Source organism: Rheinheimera mangrovi, assembly GCF_003990335.1.
In the GTDB taxonomy this organism is placed as follows: domain Bacteria; phylum Pseudomonadota; class Gammaproteobacteria; order Enterobacterales; family Alteromonadaceae; genus Pararheinheimera; species Pararheinheimera mangrovi.
Map to the genome: position 1 here is coordinate 3,124,904 of NZ_CP034683.1, position 26,436 is coordinate 3,151,339.

Here is a 26,436-nt window from a genome sequence, read left to right on the forward strand (position 1 = left end):
AGGACAATAACCAGCAGATGTTAAACAAAGGAGCCTGCTTTGGCTCCTTTGCACTGTTCTTAAAGGCAAAGCCTGTGTATGCAGTTAATCCCAGTCTGGCGCAAAATCCGGATTAGCCTGACGATCATTCCGGTCTAACTCAGCCAGCAGGTACATATTCTCTGCGGTTAGTTTCACAGTTAACGCAGCTAAATTTTCTGCCAGATTGGCTCTTTTGGTTGAAGAGGGGATCACCACAAAACCTTGTTGCAACGACCAGGCTAAAGCGACTTGTGCTGCAGTTATCTGGTGCTCAGCGGCAACCTGCAGTATCTGTGGTTCAGCCAGTACCTTGCCATAGGCCAAAGGCATGTAAGCTGTCGTCTGAATGCCCTGCTGTTTCAAAAAAACCGTCAGTTTGCGGTTTTGTAACAATGGATGCAGTTCCACCTGATTGGTGCTGATCTCTTTCACGCCTACTGCGTCTATCGCAGCTTTGGTTTGTGCAATAGTAAAGTTGGATACGCCCATCAGCCGGGTTAAACCTGCTTGTTTAGCTTCAGCTAAAGCTTCAACATATGACTGCACCGGAACTTCATCAGGCAAGGGCCAGTGCACTAAAGTTAAATCCAGCTTATCCAGCTGTAATTTCTCCAGGCTTTGCTCGAGGCTGGCGTTGAGTTTGTTTTTGCTTAAAAACTCTGTCCAGATTTTTGTGGTGACAAAAAGTTCACTGGCTTTAATGCCACTGTCGCGGATTGCACGGCCTACGTCTTGTTCATTACCGTAAATCTGAGCGGTATCAATGTGGCGATATCCCAACTCTAAGGCAGTGATCACAGACTGATAGGCATCATCGCCTTTTAAGCGAAAAGTACCGGCCCCTAACACAGGAATAGTGTTTTCATTAGTTGTGTTCATGATCTGGTTCTCCATTGAAGTTGGCGGTAGCATACATTAGGCAAGACTTTGAATAATCCGGACCATCAACAAAACACTTTTGCTCTGACAGCAACAAAGGCTTTGATTTATGCGATTTAACAACATAGTAGTGCTGACAGGGGCTGGTATATCTGCTGAATCCGGCATTAAAACCTTTCGGGATAATAATGGTTTATGGGAAAATCATCGCATTGAAGATGTCGCCACGCCTGAAGGTTATCAGCGCGATCCGGCCCTGGTTCATCAGTTTTACAACTTGCGCCGCGCTCAACTACTGGATGCCAAACTCAAACCCAATGCGGCCCATCTGGCATTGGCTAGCTTTGAACAACAGCATAAAGCCAAAGGCGGCAGCTTTTTATTGATCACTCAAAATGTCGATAATCTGCATCAAAGAGCAGGCTCAGAGTCTGTGATTGCAATGCACGGCCAGCTGCAAAAAGTGAAATGTCCGGTCACTGGCAAAAACCAAAGCTGGTTAAAAGACTTAACCAGCACTGACTTATGCCATTGCTGCAAAATTCCACAACCACTCAGACCCGATATTGTCTGGTTTGGAGAAATGCCTTATCAGATGGATGAATGCGTAGATGCATTGATGCAGGCCGATTTGTTTATCTCGATTGGCACTTCAGGCCAGGTCTATCCAGCTGCTGGTTTTGTACAAATAGCTGCAGAGTCCGGCGCTTTGACCACAGAACTTAATATGGAAGCCACTCGTGGTGATTTTGCCGAAGGTTATTATGGTCCGGCCGCTAAAATAGTACCTGCATACCTGAACAAACTAAGCTGAAATCCGCGCTGGGCTGCAATCTCATAGCTGCCTCTCCCCGCCTGAGGCACAATTAGCTCATTTAATTTAACCAATAAGGGCACTGAGGTTTTGTATCTGTTTTCGTAAATTCAGCTAAATAAAGAAACATCAGGATGACGCTCAGGCCAAAAAGGACTCTTTTATACACAGCAGATAAATCCCCCTCCGCTTTCACTTTGCTGCCAGACAAAATCCCGGGAAGCAGGTTTTTTCTATTCAATTTACTATGAAGGTGCTGGCTGTGCAGGATCCGAATAGTAAAGACGCCGGCATAGAGAATGTGGTGGATAACTTTGATACCAGCAAAAAAATTCAGGACATGAGTGCAGATTTATTGTACTGCGCTCATGTCCCCGACAAGGCTCCCCCCCCACACTGTCATATAAATGTCGAATAGCCGTCTTTATTTTATCAACAAAAAGTAACCTTACTGAAACATGCAACAGCTCTAATGTCGCGGGCAGATTTTAATTAAACCGACATCGGAGTCAAAATGCAGAACAAAAATTTCGAGATCGATAACAGTGGTGTAGATCCACAAACAAACTTTTCAGATAACCCGGATTTTCAGTCCGTGCTGGCATCACGCCGTAGCTTTTTAAAAGGCTCATTAGGTGCAGCCATTGCAACTATTATGGGCACATCTTTAGTAGGTTGTGAAAGCGACACTGCAACTCCTGTCACAGGTCCTGTTGGTGTTAAACCTGAGCCTGCTCCCGTGTTATTAGGTTTCACAGCTATTGCAGCCAACCGCTTAGACACAGCGACAGTTCCGGCTGGTTATACAGCACGCCCCTTTTTACCTATGGGCACACCACTGACTGGTAGCTATCCAGCCTATCAGCCTGGAGGTACCAACACAGGTTCGGACATGGAACAACAAGTAGGCGCCCACCATGACGGCATGCACTTTTTCCCGATAGACGCCCGCAGCAGCAATAAAAACAGCGATGAAGGTGTGCTGGTATTTAACCATGAATATCTGGATGCCAACGTACTACACCCTATGGGTCCTACAGGTTTACCACGCCCTGCTGATGAAGTGCGTAAAGAAGTAGCAGCTCATGGCGTGACTGTGGCTCATATCAAAAAAGATGCGCAAGGTCAGTTCCAGCTGGTGCAAGGCAGCCCGCTGAATCGCCGTATTACAGGTGCGACCCCTATGGATATCACAGGACCAGTGCGTGGTAATGCCAAAGTCGTCACAAAATACAGCCAGGACGGCACCCGTACCCGTGGTACTTTAAATAACTGTGGTAACGGCTTTACGCCATGGGGCACTTATTTAACCTGCGAAGAAAACTGGGCTGGCTACTTTATGAATGCCGATGCCACTCAGCCACGCGAACATAAACGTTATGGCGTAAGCAGCAAAAACGGTCGTTACTACTGGGAAACAGCTGATTCGGGTGCAGATCAGTACCAGCGTTTTAATGCATCGACTATAGCTGCAGACTCGTACAACGATTACCGTAACGAACCAAACACTTTCGGTTGGATAGTAGAAATTGACCCTTTTAACCCGGACAGCGTGCCACAAAAGCGTACAGCTTTAGGTCGTTTTGGCCATGAAGGTGTTATTTTTGGACCTGTAGTGGAAGGTCAGCCCATTACGGTTTACTCAGGTGACGATTCTACTTTTGAATACATCTATAAATACGTATCCAAAGCCGCCTACTTTAAAGCCACAGCTGGCGGTCATTTATTAAATGACGGTACTTTGTACGTAGCTAAGTTTAACGCTGACGGATCTGGCGAATGGCTGGCTTTAGATGTTAATAACCAGGCCCTGATGGCCAAAGCAGCTGCTGCCAGCGTGACTTTTGATAGTCAGGCCGACTTATTAATTAATACTCGTCTGGCAGCTGATATCGCTGGTGCGACTAAAATGGACAGACCTGAGTGGGGTGCCGTGCATCCAACAAGCGGTGAAGTGTATTTTACCCTGACCAACAACACCGGCCGTAAACCAGAGCAAATAGATGCGCCTAACCCACGTGCCAATAATGCCACTGGCCATATTATTCGCTGGAAAGAAAACGCTGCAACTCAAGGCTTAAGTTTTAACTGGGATATTTTCCTGTTAGCAGGTGATGTAGGTACGGCCACTCCAGGCACTAACCTGACACTGACAGCAGATAACCATATGGCAAGCCCGGACGGTTTATGTTTCAGTGCCAACGGGTTGCTGTGGATCCAAACTGATATGAGCGGTTCTCAGCAAGGTGAAGGCCCTTATGGCAATAACCAGATGCTGGTTGCAGATCCCGCCACCCGCACCGTAAAACGCTTTTTTGTTGGCCCTGTCGATGCAGAAGTCACAGGTTTAGCTTTTACACCTGATTTAAAAACCATGTTTGTGAATATCCAGCACCCGGGCGATCGCTCGACCCCAACCCAGTTCACCAGTAACTGGCCAGCGAACGATGGCACCAGCAGACCACGGTCTGCCACTGTGATTATCACTAAAGATGATGGCGGCGTCATAGGCTCTTAACTTACGCCTTGTCGACTATTGAAGCCGGTGTCAAAACCGGCTTTTTTATTTGCTTAATGAGTTTCAACAATCAAGGCGGTCAGCTTGCGCACAAAGGGCAGGATCAACAGCAACACCGGATAAGCCACCACCCAGGACAACCCCCAGGCTCCGAACCAGACAGGCAGTTCAAATCCACTAAAGCCTGTGCTTTTCAATGTACTGATCAAAGACACAATACAGCTCATGATAATGGATAAAATCAGCGGCATGACATAAGCCATAGAACGGGCTGGCAGTTTTTTAAATACAGGTTTTGACATCTCGGCACTCACCCTAGTAAGAACGTGTTTACAGCTTTCAGGCTACATTTGGGCATCGCACAGCAAAGCAGCAGGATCTGCCATTAAAAGATAACGCCAGCTCAGTTTGATCCTGTTACACCAATTTTGGAGCATCAAAGTTTTCTGGCTCATCGGTGTAAACACAGACATTCCAGTCTGCCGCCAATCCGGTTTCAGCGACGCAATAGGTCTGGAAAAAGTCTTTAATTTCATTGCGCTGGCAATGAGCTTCAAAGCTTTGCATATCAGCCCAAATTTCGTTAAAGACAATAGGAAAACTTTTACCTTCGGCAAAAGGGCTTGGAATATGACGGGTAACTCTGTACTGCAGGCAGGCATCTTCACGTAGGGTATTGGCCTCTAAACCTTGCAGCACTTTAAAGAGTTCAGCTTCTTTGCCTGGCTTAGGTAAAAACTGGGCTATGCAATAGACTTTTTTAGACATTAGTTTTCCTTAGATCCGTTAGGTACAGGCCAGCTTTGCAGCTGACGGCTTGATTCAAATTGATGCTCCAATCCAGTGGCTGGATCAGTAAAACTTAAGCTTTTTGCCAGCAATTGCAAAGGCTGTGTGAAATCCAACTGCTGCCCTGACTGTTTTGGCAACAAGTGTGGGTAGTATTTATCAAATAAAATAGGGCAACCCAAAGACAACATATGCAAGCGAAGCTGATGCGTTTTTCCCGTATGGGGGCTTAATTCAAATAACCCAAGGTCGGCCCTTTTATCGACCAGGCTCAGGCTGGAAAATGCATTGACCTCCCCTTCCACTTGCTGCATTAAAAATGCTGGCGTAGATTTTTCCAGCCGGTTTTTTACCTGCCAGTGCTGTGGTAGCTGCATGTGTTGCTGTACTTCAGATAATTTCGCCACCGCCTGATAACTTTTTTGGATTTTGCCATCAGCAAACAACTGATAATACAAAGGACGGCTTTGACTATTGACCGAAAACAACACCAAACCTGCAGTTTCTTTGTCTAATCTGTGCACTGCTACAACATCTTGCAATCCGGTATCCCTCTTTACACGCTCCAGCAGACATTCATTGACGAATTCGCCCCCCGGTGTCACAGGTAAAAAATGCGGTTTGCAGGCGACAACTGTATGCTGGTCCTGATAAATAATCTGATGGGCAAAAGGAATTGAAGGTTCAGCGACCACTTCACGGTAATAACAGACTCTGCGGCTGGGTAAAAAGGCAGTATTGGCATGGATCACGTCACCACCAAACCAATGCACTTTGCCATCCGCTACCCGCTGTCGCCAAATAGCAGCGTCGATACGGCTGAATTTCTCAATCAGAAAATGCAGCACAGTGCCCCAGCCCAGATCTTTGGGAGGCAAGGTAATTTCGGAAGCTTGCTTTGCTTTACTCATAGGCCCTCGCTAAAGAGGGCCAAGAGTTAAAACCTTTCAACGATCCTCGTCAACCAGTTTTAGCTTTTCTGACCAAATAAACCGGGCAACATACGTTTTAAGGTATTGTCTTTTAATCGGTAATGATGCGCCAGCGCGCCCAAAGTATGGACTGCAATAAGCACATAACCAGCTGTACCCAGCACCTCATGGATTTCTTTCATGGACCCCGCCAAATCCGGATCCGGCCCTATCAGTGCTGGCAACTGAAAACCCCAGAACGGAATCACTTTATCGCCAGCACTTAATATCAGCCATCCTAGTAAAGGCATCAGCAGTAAAAAGCCATAAAGTGCCAGATGCATCAGGCCAGAAATTTTAATAGCCAGAGCAGAGGGCGCCGGTTCTATTGCTGGGATAACACTAAAACGCCGCACCACCAGACGCAGCAAGGTAATCAACCACAAGCTTAACCCCAGCACAAAATGCACCTCTTTGATGAAATCACGCTCTGCTGTGCCTTTTTCAAAAATACCTCTGAATTCAATACTGGCGTAAATAGCAATAATCAACAGCACTGTCAGCCAATGCAAACGGACCATCCAGTTGCTGTAGCTTTGTTGAGAAACCGGCATAACCACCTCTGTGTTTAAAAATTTATTGTCATTCTGCCAGCCTAAACTTAAGACAAGCTGAGGCTTTACGTATTGAAGACCTTTGCATTTAACTAAAAAAACAACAGTCCTGCCAGACCAAGCACCAGCATGGCTGCACTTATACGTAAGGCCAGAGTTCGGGTACCTGCTACCCATACCATGGCTGTTTTCACCAGTGAATTACTTAAGATAGCAATAGCTATGGCTGTGACTGCTGAATCAACCGCCTGACTGCGACCGGCATAATCGGCTAATGACAAACTAATGGCATCGACATCCGTTAAACCCGCCAAAGCGGCTAACCAATACAAGCCCTGACCTGGTGCATAATGTTCAGCCAACTTCACCAGCAGCAACACCAGCGCAAAAAGCAAAGCAAATTGAATGGCTGACCATAAGCTAAAAGGATTAGTCACAGGCACATCGGCTGCAGACACAGCTTGCAGCCTGTGTCCTGCCAGAAAAAACACCAGCGCAAAGACCGCAGTTAACACCGCCAACCCCAGCAAAGGCCAGACTAATTGTTGCATTAAAGGCACCGAAACCGCAGTGACAATTAATAAAACCCGGCCAAACATCACCAGCCAGGACACTAAAATACCTGCAGCTAACCTGTTGGCAGCACCGCTGTCCGTTTCTATTTTACTGCTGCGGGCAAAACTTAAGGTCATAGCGGTAGACGACACCAGGCCACCTGTCACGGCCGTGATCATAGTGCCTTTCACTGACCCCAAAAATCGTACCGCGATGTAACCCACTAAGGACAAAGCTGAGATTAAAATCACCAGCAGCCAGAGTTTATAAGGATTCAGCGCCTGCCAGGGATCGACAGCTTCATTGGGTAACAAGGGCAGCACGATAAAGCTGGCTATCAACAGCTTCAGACCAGCATAGAGATCATCAGCACCAATTTTACTGACCAAGCCGTGCAAAGGCTCACGAAACGCCAGAATAGCCGACGTCAGAATAGCCAGAGATACTGCTATTTCGGCAAAACCGAAAATCACAGCGCCACCTAATAAACACACTGTAATTGCAGACAATTCGCTGGTTAAACCTAAAGCCACAGCGTGGGTTTTGTTCTCCAGATAATAAGAGCTCAGCACGATCACAGACACTGCTGCTAAAGCCGCGATAAACAACCAGGGCGTTTGCAAAAACACCGATAACCAGGCGCTGACGGCTCCTAGCTGCGCAAACAAAATATAAGTACGTAGCCCGGCAAAAGATCCGGGGTGATTATTGTTTTTATGTTTTTCCCGCTCAATCCCGACCAAAGCGCCTATCAGCAGCGCAATCAAAAAGTTCTGAGCCAGTGTTACGTCAAATCCAGTCATCATTCATCGTCTTAGTAAGTTGATCCCAGCATAGCTGAATTTTTCTTTACGCTATTGATCTGTCGCAATCCCAGTTCAACTTGCTTATGCCTGTCGCAAAAAACAGCGCACTCAGCGGTAAAATCTGACTAAATACAGCACTGCTCTTGAATCTATATAGCCGCGCACCCATTGCCCTGTTAGTTTTATACCAAGTGGTATTGAATGCAGACATTTACAGCATAGCGGAGCACTGATGATCCCTTTTTCTATTTTAGATTTAGCCCCTGTCCCTTCAGGCAGCACTATTAGTGATAGTTTTGCCAACAGTAAAGCCCTGGCCCAACAGGCAGACGACTTGGGCTACCAGCGCTACTGGCTGGCTGAGCATCACAATATGCCGGGTATTGCCAGTGCGGCAACGTCTTTACTGATCAGCCACTTAGCAGCCGCCACTTCACGCATCCGTTTAGGGGCCGGCGGTATTATGCTGCCAAATCATTCGCCTTTGGTTATTGCTGAACAATTTGGCACTTTGGCCACTTTGTACCCCAACCGCATTGACCTGGGGTTAGGTCGAGCGCCAGGCAGTGATCAGATCACGGCACGGGCTTTACGCCGTAACCGCATGGAAACTGAAGATCAGTTCCCAAGCGATATCCTTGAGTTGCAACAGTATTTTGGCCCTGTGAAACCCAATCAGGCGGTACAAGCTGTACCAGGACAAAACCTGAATGTACCTTTATGGATTTTAGGTTCCAGTTTATATGGTGCTCAGTTGGCGGCTCATATGGGTTTACCTTATGCATTTGCCTCTCATTTTGCACCAGCCATGATGGAACAGGCCGCTGCTTTATATCGCAAAGAGTTTAAGCCGTCCGCTCAACTGGATAAACCTTATCTGATGCTGGCGCTGAATGTATTTGCGGCAGATACCACGGCAGAGGCTCATCGGCTTTTTACCTCGCCTCAGCAGCAATTTGTCAATTTAGTCAGGGGCGTACCAGGTTTATTGCCTGCGCCAGTCGGGGATATGGATCAGATTTGGCAAGCGCATGAAAAAGCCTATGTGGAAAAAGCTCTGGCCTGCTCTGTAATAGGCAACCCGGCTGAAGTAAAACAAGGTATCTTGAATTTTATCGCAGAACATCAACCGGACGAGTTGATGCTGACAGCCATGATGCACGACCCAAAAGCCCGGCAAAAGAGTTTTAAAATTGCGGCAGAGCTGATTGCTGATTAGTCCTGCAATTGAGTAGTTTTTTACATTTCTCAGATCGCTTGCTTTTCTTCCAGTCTAAGCGGTCTGCAGTCACTTTTCGTACAAATTGCTATACATGCTACCGATTACATTTAATTACATCTGAAAACAAAATTTAATGACTTGATTGATTTCCCATAGCAAAAAATGGCATTTAGAAGTTGCTGATACACAGCAAGAATGCGACAAGACTCCAAATTACTGCGACAAAAGCACAAGAGATGAATAGGCGCAGTGGAGAACATAATAATAAGCAACGGGAACAACTCAATGAAAATCAGTAAGTTAAACAAAATTTCATTCGCTACTTTAATGGCTTTAGGCTGCACCACTGTGGCAGCTGCAGACAGGGTCATTATTCAGGTCGACAATGCTAACAAAGGTATTATCACAGCATTAACAAAACAGCTGGGTGGCGAAGTCAAAGTGGATGCAGATGGTTTTATCGCCGCTCAGTTTAATGGCAAATCGGTAGATGAAATTAAAGGTATTTTGAAGAACCCTCATATCAAACTGGTTGAAGAAGATTTTGTTCGTAAACCAATGGCGTTATTTAATGACGACGCTGGTGATCCTATGCAACAACAAATCACGCCTTATGCCGTATATCAATCTCAGGCCAATCAGGTGCAATTTAACCCGGGCGCAGGCATTAAAGTCTGTGTCATCGACTCAGGTTTAGACCAGTCAAACCCTGATTTTAACTGGGGTAGCATCACAGGCGACAACGACTCAGGCACAGGCAACTGGAACCTCAACGGTGGCCCACACGGCACTCACGTGGCAGGTACCATAGGCGCAGCAGATAACGGTATAGGTGTAATTGGTATGGCTCCAAGCGTGCCTATGCACATTATCAAAGTATTTAACGCTGAAGGTTGGGGTTACTCTTCAGACCTGGCGTACGCAGCGCAAAAATGTAAAAACGCAGGCTCTGACATTATCAGCATGAGTTTAGGTGGCGGCGGCGCCAATACCACAGAATCAAACGCCTTTAAAACCTTTACCGATGCTGGTGGTTTAGTCATAGCTGCTGCAGGTAACGACGGTAACAACGTCCGCTCTTACCCTGCTGGCTACCCTTCAGTCATGATGATAGGTGCCAACGACAATAACAACAATATTGCGGATTTCTCTCAGTTCCCAAGCTGTACTTCACAAGGGAAAACCGATGAAACCATTTGTGTGGAAGCTACAGCTGGTGGTGTGGATACCTTATCTACCTACCCGGCCGACATGGCCACCAGCGCGACTTTAAGTGCTAACGGCACTCCTTTTGCAACTTCTGCTATGGAAAACCCTGGTTCTGCCAGCGCTGCCACCTTTTTTATGGGCACAGCAGAAACGGTAAACTCAGGTGCTGCCGGTAAGATCTGTATGATTGACCGTGGTGTGATCTCTTTCCATGACAAAGTGAAAAACTGTCAGAACTCTGGTGGTGTCGGCGCTGTGCTCATCAATAACACAGCCGGCATGTTGTACGGTACTTTAGGTGAAGGTTCTGCCAACACTACATCCATCCCTGCTGTAGGTGCAGCTTTTGAAGACAGAACTGCCCTGCTGGCAGCAACCACAGCGTCCATCAACATTGGCACCAGTGATTATGGCCTGATGAGCGGTACTTCTATGGCGACACCTGCCGTATCAGGTATTGCGGCTCTGGTTTGGTCAAATCACCCAAGCTGTACTGGTACTCAAATCCGTAATGCCTTAAAAGCAACAGCCAAAGATGCAGGTGCTGCGGGCAAAGACGTGTACTTCGGTTACGGTATAGTGCAGGCTGCGGCTGCGCATCAATACCTGACGACAAACGGTTGTGATGGTGGCACTACCACTCCTGGTATCAGCCTGACATTACAAGCGATCTCCAGCAAAGGTAAACGTTATGTTGACCTGAACTGGGCAAGTGCGACCACAAGTTCAGTCGACTTGTACCGCAACAACGTGAAGATCCTGACCACAACCAATGACGGCGCTCACCGCGACGGCCCATTAAACCGTGGCAGTTACAGTTATAAAGTCTGTGAAGCGGCAAGCACCACCAAGTGTAGTGCCAGCACTTCTATCAGTCTGTAAACCCTTAGTACTTGAAGCTGCAGTTTTGTTGACTGCGTACTCTCGCCCCAGGAGCATAGGTCACTATGCTCCTGGGGTCTCACGCTCTTGTCACCCCACTGCAACTCCAATTACTTTGGCTACATTTAGGTCAGAGAGAACCTTTTCTCTGACCGCAATTTCAGAACTTAGCACCTATGCTGAGTTTTTGATGTAAATCGCGGCTGTCTACTGAAAGTCCTTCGTATTGCGGCAGTACCACATCAATTTTTGACCAATCTAAATCCACTGAAAATGACAAACGAATACGCTCAGTCAGGTAATAATGCACACCTGAACTCAGATTGATTTCCTGATTAAATTCAATGTACTGCACCGGCTGATTCACAGGCTTTAAATAACTGCCTTCACTAAATACCTCTAAGCTGCTGCCCGGCCACAAGTAGCGCAGGTCCCACTCCAGCTGCAGATGACGAAAATCCAGACTTTGTCTGTCACCGAGAAACAGCTCAAGCCCGTCGGTTTCTTTAAAGTAAGTGCGTTTTAAACCAGCCAAAGCGATAAATTCAACCCGTAGCTCTGTTGTATCGTACAAGCTGTAGCCCAGACCTGAACTCAGATCGAGATTTTTGTAATCAGACGCCATAAAGTCATGTGAATAATCCACTTTATTGCGCCAGAACAGTTGAGACTGGAAAAAATAGTCAGCGCCGGGATTAAGCAGGTACTTATGAGTTTTTTTCAGTGAATTACTGGTTTCGTAATCGTATTTACCATCAAAGGTCAACCGCATCGCCTCGTCGCGTTGCTCAAAGGCTGTTTTAAAGCCTAAGTTATCCGTACTGCTACTACTGCGTTTTTTTCCTGCGGTTAAATCCACACTCAAGTGCTGTACGGCTTGATTTTCAACCATCAGAGTTTGAGGTTCCATGGCTACGGTAGTGGGAGCTACCTCTTGTTGTTCAATACGCTCTATCTGAATTCTGGGTAGTTGCACCTGCCCCGAATAAGGCAGATTTAAAAATACAATGTCTTTATCCTGTTGAGTAATAGTGCCTGTCAGCCTGTCACCATTTTTCATCCATATAACAGCGTTTTGTCCTGTTGACGCATAACAAAAACTACACCAAAAGCCAACGACAAGCATGAATGTTTTAACCAAAGACCTCTTCCTTGAATAATCATAATAAAAAGGGATGGATTCAGTTTAACAGCAGATGGCCAGATGCAGTATGGGCAAAAAGAAAAGGAGCCAATGGCTCCTTTTGCGCTTGAGGCAGGATTATTTTGGCAATACAACAGAGTCAATCACATGAATAACGCCATTACTGGTTTCAATATCAGTAGTGATCACCTTAGCGCCATCGACATAAACCACACCATCTTTCACTGCAATGGTTAGCTCCTGCCCTTGTACTGTTTTAGCTGAAGTTAACTTCACGACATCAGACGCCATCACCTTCCCTGCCACCACATGGTAAGTCAGTACTTTCCCCAGGGCTGCTTTGTCCTTTAACAGAGCTTGTAAATCTGCTGCTAGAACTTTGGCAAAGGCCGCGTCATTGGGTGCAAACACAGTAAACGGGCCAGTGCCTTTTAAGGTATCGACCAAATCTGCCGCTTTAACAGCAGTGACCAGCGTATTAAAGCTGCCTGCCGCCACTGCTGTATCGACAATATCAGCCTTGGCTGAAGCGTAAGATGCAGCGCTGACCACTAAAGCTGCAGAGAGTACAGTTAAATTCAATAATGAGCGAAATTTCATACTGATATCCTTTTTGTTGAAGATAAAACCCACACTAGAAACGCAGTTCATCCTTAAAAAGATCAAAACTATATTTGTTTAATTTCTGTGAACCTGAACAGAAAAATGCCGTAGTACGGCATAAAAATCAGAACGATTATTCAGGCTATTGATGCACTTATACTGTGCTGTTTTGTTCTGTTTACAGCTCGCACCAGCCTAATGTACCGGTTGGAACAAAATAAAAGTTGCATATCGAACTTTTACGATATACATTTCGCTTTATCGCGATATATAAATATGGATTAAACGATGAGCTCTGCAGAACTCGACGACATGATCAAAGCCCTGTCTCACCCAGTGCGACGGGATATTTTAAACTGGCTGAAACAACCTGAAGTCTATTTTGCCGATCAGGAACACTCACTGAGTTTTGGTGTATGTGCCGGCAAAATCGACCAAAAAACCGGTTTGTCTCAGTCCACCGTATCCGCCCACCTGGCCACCTTGCAACGTGCTGGTTTTATCAGTAGCAAAAAAGTAGGCCAGTGGAATTTTTTCTCGCGCAATGAAGAAGTGATTCAACAGTTTCTGGCGCGTTTAAATGATCAACTTTGAGGAGTTACAGATGCCAACTTTATTTGATGCCATCACCCTGGGTGATTTAACCCTGAAAAACCGTATTGTCATGGCGCCTTTAACCCGTTGCCGTGCTGACGAAGGCCGAGTGCCTAACGCCATGATGGCTGAATACTATACCCAGCGCAGCGGCGCAGGTTTGATTTTATCCGAGGCCACAGCAGTGACCCCTATGGGTGTCGGCTACCCTGATACACCAGGTATTTGGTCTGAAGCTCAGACTGAAGGCTGGAAATTGGTGACAGATGCAGTACACAAAGCGGGCAGCCGTATTTTCCTGCAGCTGTGGCATGTAGGCCGCATTTCTGATCCTAGTTATTTAGCGGGCGAAAAACCTGTAGCACCCAGTGCGTTGCGCCCGGCCGGCCATGTTAGTCTGGTACGTCCAATGAAAAACTATGAAGAGCCGCGGGCTTTAACTTTAAGCGAAATTAAAGACGTTGTTGAAGCTTTCCGCCTGGGTGCAGTCAATGCCAAAGCTGCAGGTTTTGACGGAGTGTTGATCCACGGTGCCAATGGTTACTTGCTTGACCAATTCCTGCAGGACAGCACCAACTTACGTGATGACGAATACGGTGGTTCTGTAGAAAACCGCGCCCGTTTAATGCTGGAAATCACAGACGCTTGTATCGACGTCTGGGGTAAAGACAGAGTCGCCATGCATTTAGCACCTCGTATGGACGCTCACGATATGGGCGATTCGAACCGCACCGCTACTTTTGGTTATGTAGCCACTGAACTGGGCAAACGTGGTATTGCTTTTATCTCTACCCGCGAACATCCGGCAGAAGACAGCATTACACCACTGATTAAACAGCTGTTTGGTGGCTCTGTGATTGCGAATGAAAAATTCAGCAAAGCAGAAGCCAATGCATGGTTAGCAGAAGGCAAAGCCGACGCTATCGCCTTTGGTATTCCGTTTATTGCCAACCCGGATTTACCGAAACGCCTGGAAACCGATGCACCATTAAACCAGCCACGACCAGAGCTATTTTATGGCAAAGGCCCGGTAGGTTACACAGACTACCCAGCTTTAGGCTAAACCAGCTCTTCAGCTCAGATAAAAACCAAGGCCAGCTTCACCTCTGGCCTTTGCTTATATAGAGCAGCGTCACTACCTGACCGAAAAGTTCAGATACACCAAAGCTGTTCTATGCTGAGTACCGGCACTTCGGTCCCTGCCGAAGCAATACGACTTAGCCAGCCTATGCCACATGATATGAAGAATGGCGTAGCTGCAGTGGTACTTTTCGCTGGTGAACAGAGTGGAACCCAAAGAGCGGGCAGAAGATTTATCAGCTGTTGTTTCACTACTCAGAAACTTCATAAAAATGCAGTTGACGGCGCTAGTGAAAAAACCGAAGATCTCGCTGATTTTTTTTCGGGCAAATTGGAATAATTTCCTGTATATTGTCGCACTATTTTCAAACCCTAGCTTATCGAGATGACTATGTCAGCAGATTTATCCTTATACAGAAACATTGGTATCTTCGCCCACGTTGATGCCGGCAAAACAACTACTACCGAGCGTATCCTGAAACTGACCGGTAAAATCCATAAGATAGGTGAAGTTCACGAAGGTGAATCGACCACTGACTTCATGGTGCAAGAAGCTGAGCGTGGTATTACTATCCAGTCAGCAGCTGTTACCTGTTTCTGGAAAGGTCACCGCTTCAACGTTATCGATACACCAGGACACGTTGACTTCACAGTTGAAGTGTACCGTTCTCTGAAAGTATTAGACGGTGGTATCGGTGTATTCTGTGGTTCTGGCGGTGTTGAACCTCAGTCAGAAACTAACTGGCGTTATGCGAACGACGCGAAAGTATCTCGTCTGATTTTCGTAAACAAACTGGACCGTATCGGTGCTGATTTCATCCGTGTAACTGAACAGGTGAAAAACGTTCTGGGCGCTCAGCCATTAATCATGACTCTGCCAATCGGCCGCGAAGATACCTTCGTTGGTGTGGTTGACCTGCTGTCTGAAAAAGCTTTTGTGTGGGATGACTCTGGCCAGCCAGAAAACTACAAAGTAGTAGATATCCCAGCAGATATGGCTGACGATGTGGCTATGTACCGTGAACAGCTGATCGAAACAGCTGTTGAGCAAGACGACGACCTGTTAATGGCATACATGGAAGGCGAAATGCCGACTGTGGAACAAGTCAAAGCTTGTATCCGTAAAGGTACACGTGAACTGGCATTCTTCCCAACTTACTGTGGTTCAGCCTTTAAAAACAAAGGTATGCAATTACTGTTAGACGCTGTTGTTGATTACTTACCGTCCCCGACTGAAGTAAATCCACAGCCGCTGACTGACGAAGAAGGTAACGAGACTGGCGAATTCGCTATCGTTTCTGCTGACGAGCCGTTCCGCGCATTAGCGTTCAAGATCATGGATGACCGTTTCGGCGCCCTGACCTTTATCCGTATTTACTCTGGTGTTCTGAACAAGGGTGATACCCTGCTGAACTCATTCACAGGTAAAACCGAACGTATCGGCCGTATGGTTGAGATGAACGCAAACGACCGTACCGACCTGACGACAGCTCAGGCCGGTGACATTATCGCGCTGGTAGGTCTGAAGAACAACACCCAGACTGGTCACACTTTGTGTGATCCTAAAGTACCTTGTACTTTAGAACCAATGATTTTCCCAGAGCCGGTAATCTCTATCTCTGTTACACCAAAAGATAAAGGTTCTGTTGAGAAGATGGGTATCGCTATAGGTAAGATGGTGGCTGAAGATCCAACCTTCCGTGTTGAAACAGATCCGGATTCAGGCGAAACCATCCTCAAAGGTATGGGTGAACTGCACTTAGACATCAAAGTAGATATCTTAAAACGTACTTACGGTGTTGAATTAGTTGTAGGCCAGCCTCAGGTTGCTTACCGCGAAACGATTACTCGTGAAATTGAAGACAGCTACACCCACAAGAAGCAATCTGGTGGTTCAGGTCAGTACGGTAAAATCGACTACCGCATTCGTCCGGGTGAGCCAAACTCAGGCTTTGCTTTCAAATCAACAGTAGTTGGTGGTAGCGTTCCAAAAGAATTTATGCCTGCCATAGAAAAAGGCTTCGAGTCTATGATGTCAACCGGTACTCTGGCTGGCTTCCCGGTATTAGACGTTGAAGTTGAAGTATTCGACGGTGGTTTCCACGCAGTTGACTCATCAGCCATCGCGTTCGAAATCGCTGCCAAAGGTGCTTTCCGTCAATCTATGCCTAAAGCTGGCGCACAGCTGTTAGAACCAATCATGAAAGTTGACGTCTTCACACCTGAAGATCACGTCGGTGATGTGATCGGTGACTTAAACCGTCGTCGTGGCATGATTTCTGGTCAGGAAGCTGGCGTAACTGGCGTACGTATCAAAGGCGACGTACCACTGTCTGAGATGTTCGGTTACATCTCTACACTGCGTACTATGACTTCTGGCCGTGGTCAGTTCTCTATGGAATTCTCTCACTACGCTCCATGTCCACAAAACGTGGCTGACACTGTGATTGCAAAAGAGAAAGAAAAGAAAGCTGCAGCTGCTAAGAACTAATTAGCCGCTAGAGCATAAACAAAGCCCCGCTGGTGTAACCGCGGGGCTTTTTTTATACGGGCAAAAATAAAACCCCGGATATATCCGGGGTTTTACACAGGAATAACGTCAGTGTAAAGATCAGAACTTGTAACGCAGGTTTGCACTGACAGAGCGGCGCTGACCGTAGAAACAATCCCCACGATTCAGGCAGGAGGTGATCACTGTTTTGTCCGTAAGGTTTTGCACCTGCAAACTTACATCGTACGCCCCCATTTCATAACCCAACATGGCATCCAGCAAGGTGTAAGAAGGAGTGGTCAGCGGGTCGTTTAACACCACACCATTCATGGCGACATATGCGCTGCCATCCGATGTTTTCCCTACATGACGCACACCACCACCCACTTTCATTCCATCGACCATAGCCAAACGCCAGGTCGCCCAAACTGAGGCTTGTTGTTCCGGCACTGCAGATAAATCTGCACCTTCTTCACCTAGTGTATTACTTTGGCTGACATAAGCGTCGGTATAGGCATAGCTGGCATAAATATCCAGTTGCTGCCATGCCAGCTGAGCTTCCAGCTCCACACCTTTCGCTGTAACTTCCCCGCCCTGAATTTGGCCATTGGGATCAATCAGCCCTTCGTCATTCATCTGGTCTGCCGATAAAGTGGTAGTGCGGTTTTGCTCTTTAATTTGATAGATAGCAGCTGTTAACAGATGTTCTGTATTGTCAGGCTGGTATTTCACACCAGCTTCCCACTGCTCACCGGTTTGAGGTTTAAAGGCTTTACCATATGCGTCAGTGCCCAGCAGCGGTTCAAAGGACTCGCTATAGCTGATATAAGGCGAAACGCCGCCATCCATCAGATACATCAGGCCCAGACGACCCGTAGTAGCGTACTGAGATTCTGCCTCAGCTCTTTCAGTGCGGCTGACAGTGCGGTCACGGCGTAACGCCGCAGAGACCATCCAGCTATCGGCAATTTTCATATTGTCCTGCAGATACAGACCACTCTGATACACCTTGGTGGCAGCATAATCAGTCACATCAGCATCTGTTGGCAAATTGGTCACCTGACCATACACAGGGTTGTATAAGTCCAGCAAACCACCACCAGTAGGCGAATAAAATGAGTCATTGTCGGTGTAGGCATTTTGATAATCAAAACCCATCACCAACTGATGTTCCACTGCACCTGTTTGTACATCGCCATGCAACTGAGCGTCGCTGGTTATAGAACGTGCATCGGCGTTACTGACATAAGCCACACGGGAAATAGTACGGTTGTCTGCCTGCAACACAGGAGGCCAGCCATACATAGTGTCGTAATCGGCATGACTGTCACTGTAACGGCTGGCGACACGTAAATCCCAATCATCCGTCAGATTGTGTTCAACAATCACAGTTGCGGCTTGTTGTTTTGTGTCATAACGGTCAAAACCTGGTTCGGAGACAAAACGGCTGCTTGGGATCTGGCCAAACTCATTGGGCAAAATAGTGCCCTGATGCGGGAAAAACTGCGTGCTGGAGCCGGATTCTTTTTCCTGCCAGTTGCCAAGCACCGTTACTTTAGTGTCGTCACTGGCTTGCCAGCTAAAAGACGGCGCTAAGGCTTTGCTGTTATCCGGCACAAAGTCTGTCTGAGTATCACTGTCGCGCCAAACCCCCACTAAACGGCCTTGCAGTGTTTCATCGTCATTCAGCGAGCCGGTAATATCACCAGCCAGTTGTTTACGTGAATAGTTACCCAACTGTGCCCATAACTGACCGCTGGTGGCAGCTTCAGGTTTTTTGCTGACTAAATTAACGATACCGCCAATAGAACCCTGTCCATACAGCACTGAACTTGGGCCTTTGAGAATTTCAATTTGCGATAAGCCAAAAGGCTCGGTGCGCACATTGTTGTAATAACCAAACAAGGACTTCAGACCATCCAGATACTGCACCGGCGACACACCACGGATCACAGACCAGTCACCACGGGTATCCAAACCATAAGGGCCATTGTATAAACCCGACACATAACCCAAAGCATCCTGAACCGTCAGCGCGCCTAAATCAGCAATACGCTCTTCGGTCAGTACAGACACAGACAACGGAGTTTCGATAATAGGAGTGTCTGACTTCGCACCTGATGCGCTGACATAAGAAATTAAACCACGCTGGCTTTTTACCGTGATCACTTCGATTTCTTTTTCGTCGGCGGCTTTACTGTCATCTGCCAGCAAGGCTGCAGAATAACAACTTGTGGCAACAGCCAAAGCAACTAAGGATATTTTATGGAGTTTAAACAATGACATGGCACTTTCCTTTGAATACAGTGCCTGAATTTTAAATGCAAACGACTCTCAATTGCAAAGTAATTAAGAACTATTCTTGTTTGAATGCAGTTAAACCACAGAGCAAGCAGCAACTGCTCTCAATTCAGAACCTTTAAGTGCCTATAGAAAAACTCAGAGGGCAATCAATGTGTTTTAGCATTTGATTCACTATGGCGGGCAGCGTAAAGCCTGTTGCATCAGTTGCTTTTACGCTGACAAAAATGTCGCAGTTGCTGACATTCAGGCCCTGGCGCACATAAAACATGTTGATGGCATCAAGATTGGAAGCAGTAAGTTCGACCAAAGCTTCGAAGCTATGGGGCTTCAGGTTAACTTCATTGGCTGAGTGTTCAGAATATGAAACCCTCTCAAGTTCGCGACACAATGTCAGTAGCTGCATTTTGTTTAACTGACGAAAACGAAAGCTGACATCCAGCACTAAATTATCCATCTTTCCTGCTTTTTATTTATGTTCTGTCTGTTTAATCAGGCGTATTCAACTGCCGGAACAACGCCACCCGCTGCGCTGTACCTTTGGCTTTATACATTGCCTTATCTGCGTGTTTGATAAGAAGATCCGCAGTGTCACCGTCAGACGGACACAACGCAATATCTACACTGATTTTTATATGCAGCGTCTGACCACTCACCTCTACCCCTTGCGCAACTCGCTGAATTAACCTGCTGGCAAGGCGCAACACATCGTCTTCGTGCTTTACTTCAAGCAGCAGGCACACAAATTCATCGCCGCCCCAGCGGCTCACCATATCACCATCCCGGATAAAGGATTTTAACCGGTTTGCTACGGTCAACAGTACCCTGTCACCCACATCATGACCATGGCTGTCGTTAATACTCTTAAATTTATCAACATCAATAAACATCAGTGCAAGCCCCCAGCCCTGCCGCTATGCCTGTACCAGACCATGATTCAGAGCTTGATCAAAAGAAGCACGGTTCGGTAAACCTGTCAGAGTATCAGTCAGCGCTAGTTGCTGTGCCTGTCGCCCGGTTAACTGCGCCTGTAATAAATCGTCACGCACTACAGCTAAGTCTGTTTTTATGGTGTCGAGTTCGAATTCAATACCAACCCGTACCGCAATTTCGTTCGCAAGTTTAATATTAACTCTTTTCAGATCTTCAGCAGCTTTCGTCACTCTGCTTTCAGCATCTGCGTTTTGAGTCAGAGCTATTTTCATCGCCCGGACTGAAGCATTCTCTTGCTTTAAAACATCATAGACTGATGCCAGTTCCCCAGCGGCTCTGCCCACATCTATTTTAATTTCTTCATTCTTTTTCAGTACGCCATCCAGCGACACGCTCTTGGTGCTCACTTTTTTCCGGGCTCTTTCGATTTTCCTGACATGGCCACCTCTTGAGAAAACAACAGTACACTATTTGCCCGCCCTCACCCCATGACTCAAGTACAGGCAAAAGTAGTTGCAATTGCAGCCACAGCACAGCAACACCGTAGCTTTAGTCAACCAGGCCTAAGCAGTTGGCAAGGTGACCACAGGAATAGCTGCGACATCCTTAATTACCTGCCGCTGCGGCAAATAAGGCAATAAAATTTCAGTTTCTTTTTTTACCACGCCGTAACATTCACAGCTCATGGCTTCTAATTTTTCCCTGTCCAGTACTTTAATCAGGCCACGTGAATACGAAATGATGCCCTGCTGCTGCAGCTTTAATGCAGCCTGTGTCACACCTTCACGGCGAACCCCCAACATGTTGCCAATAAACTCTTGCGTCATCGTCAGCTGATTGTGTGATAAACGATCCATAGACAACAGCAACCAGCGGCACAGCTGCTGGTCAATCGAATGATGTCTGTTGCATACAGCTGTCTGTGCTACTTGCGTGATCAATGCCTGGGTGTAGCGCAGCATAAACAACAGTAATTGGCCATGCCGATTAAATTCTTCTTTCACCCTGGGCCGTGGCAGACGATATGCATGGCCAGCACTTTGCACTATTGAGCGGCTTGGAGTTCCCTGTCCTCCCATAAACAATGAGATTCCTAATAACCCTTCATTCCCCCACAACCAGAATTGCTGTAGATGCACCGTTTTCCATTATGTATTGCAACGACACTATTGAGTCTGTTGGAAAATAGACATGGCGCATAGTACGGCCAGACTCATACATCAGAGAGCGCAGCGGTAACGGCACCAACTCCAGATGTGGAAACAAGCGAGCCTGCACATCGGGCGCTAAAGCCGCCAGCAGATGATTTTGCTGTGGATGCGGTTTGGGTTTTGTTGACATAATCCCTCGGTAAATTGGAATGGTGACCAGGATGCGGCTAAAACCGGCTGAAGATACTGCTTAGCTCAAAACGACTTCTGTGCGATATCACACGCAAGATTAACTTCACTGCGCAAAACACTCTGCCCAAATACAGCGGCGGTTTTTATTAAAGTAAAGGAGGAACAAGAGATGTTGGAAGTTAAGCTGTAGGTGAAAAACTCTTACAGCTTTTACACATACGCAAATAACACATTATCTGCCTACAGCACTCAGACAGGATCTGGGTTAAGAAATGAACAACAGCGGTTAACATAACACACTAACGAGCACGAGCCGCTTAAATATCAGTAAAGGCTGAAGTCTATTGCAATGACAGCCCGGCAACTTGCAAAGTCTCAACCAGGCTTGTTATGAACTGAGCTCCTTTTGAGTTTTTGCTGCTGACTGTAATTTTTGAAAAATATGTACCCCACAAACAAAACCATAAGCACAACAAAATAGCTAAACATCAATAAAAAATCACGTTCATCGAAAGACAAAAAGCAAAACACTGTCAGTGGCAGGCAAAAAATCGCAACATCAATCAGTGCACTCTTCCACCAGCTGGTTCCAGATAAACTCATATGCTCCTTACTCAGATGACTGCACGTCAAACGCAGCTTGACCACACTTTGGGCAATGATCTGTGGCTAATGCAATATCAGCCAGATCTCCGGTTAACAGTCCATCACAAAAAAACAGCGCAAACCTGAGTTACTGATCTCGCGTTGTTGTAACGTTTTGATCCAGCGAATACAGATAAATAAAATGCTGCTCAGTGTCAGCAGATAAAGCACAATCCACGACTCAACAAAGGAACTGAACTGACTGACAACCAGTTCAACAAAAGTACAACGACAAAAGCGATTGCGTAAAAAATGTCATGTTGCTCAAATCGTTTTTCGAATAATTTTTTCTGCTGTATAAACTCTTGTTTCGTCATTATCTGTTCTTATTTTTCAACCATCTGTGCACTGCAGCTTCACATAAAGCCAGATTGAAACAACTCAGCATAGTGAAAACTGCTGATGACCACTCTTAGCTTTTCTTCGCAATGAAAAGCGCGTTGTGCATAAGTGACTGTTACTCATCTAATTTACTGTAACGACGGATCACTGATACTTTGCCATTTTCAAGCTCCAATACATCCATTGCTGTCTTGGCATAACTAAACTCAGAGCCGTCAGCCCGCTTTCCCTTCGCTGAAAACTTATGTTTAATAGCCACTGCATTGTGGCCAAATTCGTAGCTGATCAGTTCAGCTTTATAGTCAGTATGCGAGCCTAAGTAATAGGTCATACCTTTACGCATCAAGGCCTTGCCATCAGGCTGGCGTGAATCATCAGGTGCATTCGGCAAATGCTGGTTGCCCACATCGTCCGTCAAAAAAGACAGGTACTGCTCCAGATCTTCTTTGGTGGCGTCAGGTTGCTGAGTGGCCACCTCTGCCTGATAATAAGCCTTCACAAAGGCATCATAATCAAAGTCCTCTGCAGCTCCATTTGCATGATACATAGCAATAAAACCAACCAGCGCTAACACTAACTTTTTCATATAAGTTCCTTTTATTGATTGTTTTTTTAACGTCTACAGTACTATTCACTCTGCCAGAATTGTCAACATAACTAATACATTCAGGCCTTTATATTCAACCTGAGCTACGGGTACAAAACCATGACGAGCATAAAGTCCCCCCGTTAAATCTTCAGTTTGTAAATACAGCTGCTTTATTCCGGCAGAACGGGCTCGCGCCAGTGCTTCTTTGACCAAAGCTGAAGCCACGCCATAACCCCGGGCCTGCTCAGCGACATAAACTCCTCCAAGCCAAAACTCATAATCTGGATACAACTCCATTTCACGAATTTTAAGCTCGGCTGCCCCAACCAATTCTTGATTCAGTCTGGCAAGAATAAGCATCGGAGCCTGATCTCTGTTTGTTGCAGCTAAGACTTTAGCCAGCACTTGTTCTTGAGTGTAACGGCCTGTATCGCGACACCACTGCTCAAAATACCAGGACGCGACTATATCTGCTGCAGATGGCTCATCTGCAAGTAATAAAAATTCAATCACATCTTCCCGCATCTGGCTCAGCCTCACTGCTCACTTAGTTGTCATCAGTTTTATCAATCAACAATTGCAGTTCACTCAGCACCAATTCCGGCTCATCAAACTGCACGTAGTGGCCACTTTTTTTGGTTAATAGTGCCCTGCCCTGTGGAAATGCCGTTGCCCATTGTTGCCATAGTTCACCCCACATCTTGCGGGCCTGATCGGTGAAAAATAGATGTGCTGGCTTCTCATGAGTTTTTATAGAAGCAATAACAGTCACCGGCATATCTTTGATTTGCGGGTAATCCGGCAATGGCCTTTTGCTCCAGAAATCCAGATATTGATTCGACATGCCATTGGCCATATCGTCCAGTTTAATTTGCGCTATTTCACGATTTGCCCGTTCCAAATCGATGGCGCGCATAATATCTACATCATGCTCAGACGAAGGGTCAAGCATCAACAGCGCTTTGATCTGCGTTGGGTAAGCGGCCGCAAAATCCCGGGCAATACTGCCGCCATAAGAATGTGCCACCAGTATGACAGGAGTTTTGATATTCAGTTTGATCAGAAGCTCGCTGGCATAATCGGCGTAATCACGAGAGGTCAAATGACGTTTTATCGCGGTTGAATTACCGTTACCTACTCTGGAGTAACGGATCACTGTGGCCTGTTTTGCCATCTGCTGAAATACCGGCTCCCAGTCCTCCATGGCGGCACCACCACCTGCTTCCAGCAACACGATGGTGTTGCCGCTACCTGCCATTTCATATTCAAGTTCAGCATCTTTTACCTTAACAAAAGAACTCCCGGCGGCAAAAAGTGAAAAAGACAACAAGGTGCATATCACTAGAATAAACTTCAAAATAACTCCTAACTCAAACTCACTAATCTAGTGTAAAACATTGTATTCCTTTACTTAAACTGCATTCGTTGACAGGGATATTGTAGAGTTGAAAAGCAGTTCAGATGAGCGTTTTTATCTGATGTTTAGCCACTGCGGCCTTTTGGTCGCACCAGATACCAGCTTGCCAACACCAAAACGCCAAAAGCACTGTACAACACCATAAATACCCATTGCGGCGCTGTGTAATACAACAACTGATGTAACCAATGTTGAATAAAAGAGCCTGCATAAGTGCCTGCCCCGGCCTCTTTTCTAAGAGCCATTTCCCAAATCGTTAAAGGGCAAATCACACCCAACCAGGACTGCACAACCACTATACCAATAGCCAGCAAATGCAGTAGCCGAAATTTGAGATTTAAAACCCATGACCACTTAAGAAAATAGCCAAGATAAACAGCAAAAAGCCCAAATACCACAAAACAGACGAAGAGCACATGTACAACCAAAATCGTATCAGCCAGCAGTAAAAGCAGCATTTCTCTGGACACGGCATCTCACCTCAGAAAGGATAAACTCATTCAGACAGTGCACAGATCCCAGGCAAAACTATGATAACTGCCTGGATCTTCTTCTGCCGAAGACTCTAAATGGCAACATGATCAGAAAATTCAGTAGAAGAGCAAATACCACAGCAAAAGCCAGACCACTTGCGTTCAGCGGGATGCCTGGTTTGAAATTCTCCACTACATCCATTAGCAGCTGAATTCTGTCCGGGTGCAGCATAAACAGCATTTTTCCCAACAGGTTGCCGGTGGCAAAGGTATCCATGCCAGCGCTAAGATCAGCCAGCAGTTGCACTGTCGCCAGTTTTTGTTCTGCATCTGTGCGCACGCTAGGTTCAGCGTTGTTCAGATGAGTGTCAATCATTGCTTGCACGCTAGCAAACTGATGTGTTTTCGCTGTTGCTGCATAACCATCAACTTGCGATTGAGTTGCTTTATACCACCCCGACAAATACTGATGATAATAATCAACCAACAACGGCATCTGCAGCGATACAATAAGCGCTACACCAAAAACCAACTTATCTATCAGTCGTCCAATCACTGTCAATTTTCCTGTATATAGTTGCCGGGCATCGGCTAAGTATGCAGATATAAACCGTAATTCAAGTGGCTGACCCGGACAGTTCCTGTCGCTCTGAACATCAAACAGCATATTAATTTACGTTTATCTTCAGCCAGTTGGTAATCGCATCAGCGCAGGCTGAGACCGGCTGAATTTCGCTCACTATCATATCACTGCGGCTACGAACCTGATTGACAGTCTCGATATAAATATCCCTTAAATGGTCCTCATACTGGCTGAGGTAACTTTGCACAGAGTTCAGACCATCTACTGAATTTCTGCACAGATTCCGTTTAATCACTCGGCAAAGGCATATCTCTAGCGGCGTATCAAGCAATACAACATGGCTGATCATCGAAGCAATACTCTGACGTTCCCTGCCAAAAGGTTCTTCCACCACAATATAATCAGGCTGCTGAGCTAATAAATCTCTGAGTGATGCGGCCATAGTGGGTGTGTTAATCTCAGACAGATGAGCGCCGTTTTCAAACCAGGCTTTCATATTTGTTGGGTAACTGTTGCCATCAACATGATCATCAAAATACAGCGAAGGACAGCTAAAATAATCTGACAATGCCTTCACCACGGATTTTTTCCCCGCACCTGAAGCACCGCTTATTGCTATTACTTTGGTCATCTGCTGATTTCACCCTCCCGAATTACACAGTGGCGCTGACACAATGA

At 46.3% G+C, this 26,436-nt stretch carries 25 protein-coding genes and 1 pseudogene; 7 read left to right on the plus strand and 19 right to left on the minus strand.

Annotated elements, in window-relative coordinates; genetic code table 11:
- Window positions 1-84 precede the first annotated feature (84 nt).
- Entirely contained in the window at window positions 85-900 is an 816-nt protein-coding gene (dkgB, locus tag EK374_RS14060; protein WP_127024857.1) for a 2,5-didehydrogluconate reductase DkgB, read from the minus strand.
- A gap of 109 nt (window positions 901-1,009) precedes the next feature.
- Here dkgB and cobB point away from each other — a divergent pair, with 109 nt between their 5' ends.
- Together cobB and EK374_RS14070 are read left to right on the plus strand one after the other, a co-directional pair.
- Window positions 1,010-1,714, plus strand: a complete 705-nt coding sequence (gene cobB, locus EK374_RS14065; protein WP_127024860.1) for a Sir2 family NAD+-dependent deacetylase — start codon at window positions 1,010-1,012, stop codon at window positions 1,712-1,714.
- 514 nt (window positions 1,715-2,228) lie between these two features.
- Window positions 2,229-4,232, plus strand: a complete 2,004-nt coding sequence (locus EK374_RS14070) for a PhoX family protein (protein ID WP_127024863.1) — start codon at window positions 2,229-2,231, stop codon at window positions 4,230-4,232.
- A gap of 53 nt (window positions 4,233-4,285) precedes the next feature.
- Here EK374_RS14070 and EK374_RS14075 read toward each other — a convergent pair whose 3' ends face one another.
- The 5 genes from EK374_RS14075 to EK374_RS14095 all read right to left on the minus strand — a co-directional run bounded on the left by EK374_RS14075 (window position 4,286) and on the right by EK374_RS14095 (window position 7,907).
- Window positions 4,286-4,534, minus strand: coding sequence for a DUF2798 domain-containing protein (locus EK374_RS14075; protein ID WP_127024865.1), 249 nt, complete (start codon window positions 4,532-4,534; stop codon window positions 4,286-4,288).
- Between the two features lie 115 nt (window positions 4,535-4,649).
- The gene (locus EK374_RS14080; protein WP_127024868.1) at window positions 4,650-5,000 is read right to left on the minus strand and encodes a putative quinol monooxygenase; all 351 of its coding nucleotides are present in this window, start codon (window positions 4,998-5,000) and stop codon (window positions 4,650-4,652) included.
- Entirely contained in the window at window positions 5,000-5,932 is a 933-nt protein-coding gene (locus EK374_RS14085) for a pseudouridine synthase (protein ID WP_127024871.1), read from the minus strand. Before EK374_RS14085 ends, EK374_RS14080 begins: the two co-directional genes overlap by 1 nt.
- 59 nt (window positions 5,933-5,991) lie before the next feature.
- Window positions 5,992-6,546, minus strand: coding sequence for a cytochrome b (locus EK374_RS14090; RefSeq protein ID WP_127024874.1), 555 nt, complete (start codon window positions 6,544-6,546; stop codon window positions 5,992-5,994).
- A gap of 92 nt (window positions 6,547-6,638) precedes the next feature.
- Window positions 6,639-7,907 (minus strand): MgtC/SapB family protein, encoded by a 1,269-nt coding sequence (locus tag EK374_RS14095; RefSeq protein WP_233280259.1) that lies wholly within the window; start codon window positions 7,905-7,907, stop codon window positions 6,639-6,641.
- 232 nt (window positions 7,908-8,139) lie between these two features.
- Here EK374_RS14095 and EK374_RS14100 point away from each other — a divergent pair, with 232 nt between their 5' ends.
- Window positions 8,140-9,126 (plus strand): LLM class flavin-dependent oxidoreductase, encoded by a 987-nt coding sequence (locus tag EK374_RS14100; RefSeq protein ID WP_127024877.1) that lies wholly within the window; start codon window positions 8,140-8,142, stop codon window positions 9,124-9,126.
- Window positions 9,127-9,414: 288 nt separating this feature from the next.
- A complete protein-coding gene (locus EK374_RS14105; RefSeq protein ID WP_127024880.1) occupies window positions 9,415-11,220 on the plus strand; it encodes a S8 family serine peptidase in 1,806 nt (601 codons plus the stop codon).
- Between the two features lie 160 nt (window positions 11,221-11,380).
- Here the strand turns inward: EK374_RS14105 and EK374_RS14110 are convergent, their stop codons facing one another.
- Window positions 11,381-12,361, minus strand: coding sequence for a DUF481 domain-containing protein (locus tag EK374_RS14110; RefSeq protein ID WP_127024882.1), 981 nt, complete (start codon window positions 12,359-12,361; stop codon window positions 11,381-11,383).
- A 120-nt stretch (window positions 12,362-12,481) separates the two neighbouring features.
- The gene (locus EK374_RS14115; protein WP_127024885.1) at window positions 12,482-12,964 is read right to left on the minus strand and encodes a fasciclin domain-containing protein; all 483 of its coding nucleotides are present in this window, start codon (window positions 12,962-12,964) and stop codon (window positions 12,482-12,484) included.
- A 291-nt stretch (window positions 12,965-13,255) separates the two neighbouring features.
- Here EK374_RS14115 and EK374_RS14120 point away from each other — a divergent pair, with 291 nt between their 5' ends.
- From EK374_RS14120 to fusA, 3 genes are all read left to right on the plus strand, one after another.
- Entirely contained in the window at window positions 13,256-13,561 is a 306-nt protein-coding gene (locus EK374_RS14120) for an ArsR/SmtB family transcription factor (RefSeq protein WP_127024888.1), read from the plus strand.
- Window positions 13,562-13,571: 10 nt separating this feature from the next.
- Window positions 13,572-14,624, plus strand: a complete 1,053-nt coding sequence (locus EK374_RS14125) for an alkene reductase (RefSeq protein WP_127024891.1) — start codon at window positions 13,572-13,574, stop codon at window positions 14,622-14,624.
- A gap of 402 nt (window positions 14,625-15,026) precedes the next feature.
- Entirely contained in the window at window positions 15,027-17,132 is a 2,106-nt protein-coding gene (gene fusA, locus EK374_RS14130; RefSeq protein WP_456095381.1) for an elongation factor G, read from the plus strand.
- Window positions 17,133-17,252: 120 nt separating this feature from the next.
- Here fusA and EK374_RS14135 read toward each other — a convergent pair whose 3' ends face one another.
- From EK374_RS14135 to EK374_RS14180, 11 genes and pseudogenes are all read right to left on the minus strand, one after another.
- Window positions 17,253-19,418, minus strand: a complete 2,166-nt coding sequence (locus tag EK374_RS14135) for a TonB-dependent siderophore receptor (protein WP_127024897.1) — start codon at window positions 19,416-19,418, stop codon at window positions 17,253-17,255.
- Window positions 19,419-19,551: 133 nt separating this feature from the next.
- On the minus strand, window positions 19,552-19,890 hold the full coding sequence (locus EK374_RS14140) for a hypothetical protein (protein ID WP_127024900.1): 339 nt from the start codon (window positions 19,888-19,890) through the stop codon (window positions 19,552-19,554).
- A gap of 31 nt (window positions 19,891-19,921) precedes the next feature.
- Window positions 19,922-20,323 carry a diguanylate cyclase domain-containing protein gene (locus tag EK374_RS20785; RefSeq protein ID WP_206099210.1) on the minus strand — a complete coding sequence of 134 codons (402 nt, stop codon included), beginning with the start codon at window positions 20,321-20,323 and terminating at the stop codon, window positions 19,922-19,924.
- A 24-nt stretch (window positions 20,324-20,347) separates the two neighbouring features.
- Window positions 20,348-20,773 carry a GGDEF domain-containing protein gene (locus tag EK374_RS20790; protein WP_206099211.1) on the minus strand — a complete coding sequence of 142 codons (426 nt, stop codon included), beginning with the start codon at window positions 20,771-20,773 and terminating at the stop codon, window positions 20,348-20,350.
- Between the two features lie 156 nt (window positions 20,774-20,929).
- A pseudogene (locus EK374_RS14150) lies at window positions 20,930-21,707 on the minus strand (Crp/Fnr family transcriptional regulator).
- A gap of 1,104 nt (window positions 21,708-22,811) precedes the next feature.
- Window positions 22,812-23,282: a nuclear transport factor 2-like protein gene (locus EK374_RS14155; protein WP_127024903.1), complete on the minus strand. Its 471-nt coding sequence runs from the start codon at window positions 23,280-23,282 to the stop codon at window positions 22,812-22,814.
- Window positions 23,283-23,327: 45 nt separating this feature from the next.
- The gene (locus EK374_RS14160) at window positions 23,328-23,810 is read right to left on the minus strand and encodes a GNAT family N-acetyltransferase (RefSeq protein WP_206099212.1); all 483 of its coding nucleotides are present in this window, start codon (window positions 23,808-23,810) and stop codon (window positions 23,328-23,330) included.
- Between the two features lie 22 nt (window positions 23,811-23,832).
- Window positions 23,833-24,642, minus strand: a complete 810-nt coding sequence (locus EK374_RS14165; protein ID WP_127024906.1) for an alpha/beta fold hydrolase — start codon at window positions 24,640-24,642, stop codon at window positions 23,833-23,835.
- 125 nt (window positions 24,643-24,767) lie between these two features.
- Complete coding sequence (locus tag EK374_RS14170) at window positions 24,768-25,172, minus strand: DUF2784 domain-containing protein (protein ID WP_206099213.1); 405 nt, start codon at window positions 25,170-25,172, stop codon at window positions 24,768-24,770.
- 58 nt (window positions 25,173-25,230) lie between these two features.
- Window positions 25,231-25,731: a DUF2937 family protein gene (locus tag EK374_RS14175; RefSeq protein WP_127024909.1), complete on the minus strand. Its 501-nt coding sequence runs from the start codon at window positions 25,729-25,731 to the stop codon at window positions 25,231-25,233.
- 112 nt (window positions 25,732-25,843) lie between these two features.
- Window positions 25,844-26,389, minus strand: coding sequence for a nucleoside/nucleotide kinase family protein (locus EK374_RS14180; RefSeq protein WP_127024912.1), 546 nt, complete (start codon window positions 26,387-26,389; stop codon window positions 25,844-25,846).
- Window positions 26,390-26,436: the final 47 nt, after the last annotated feature.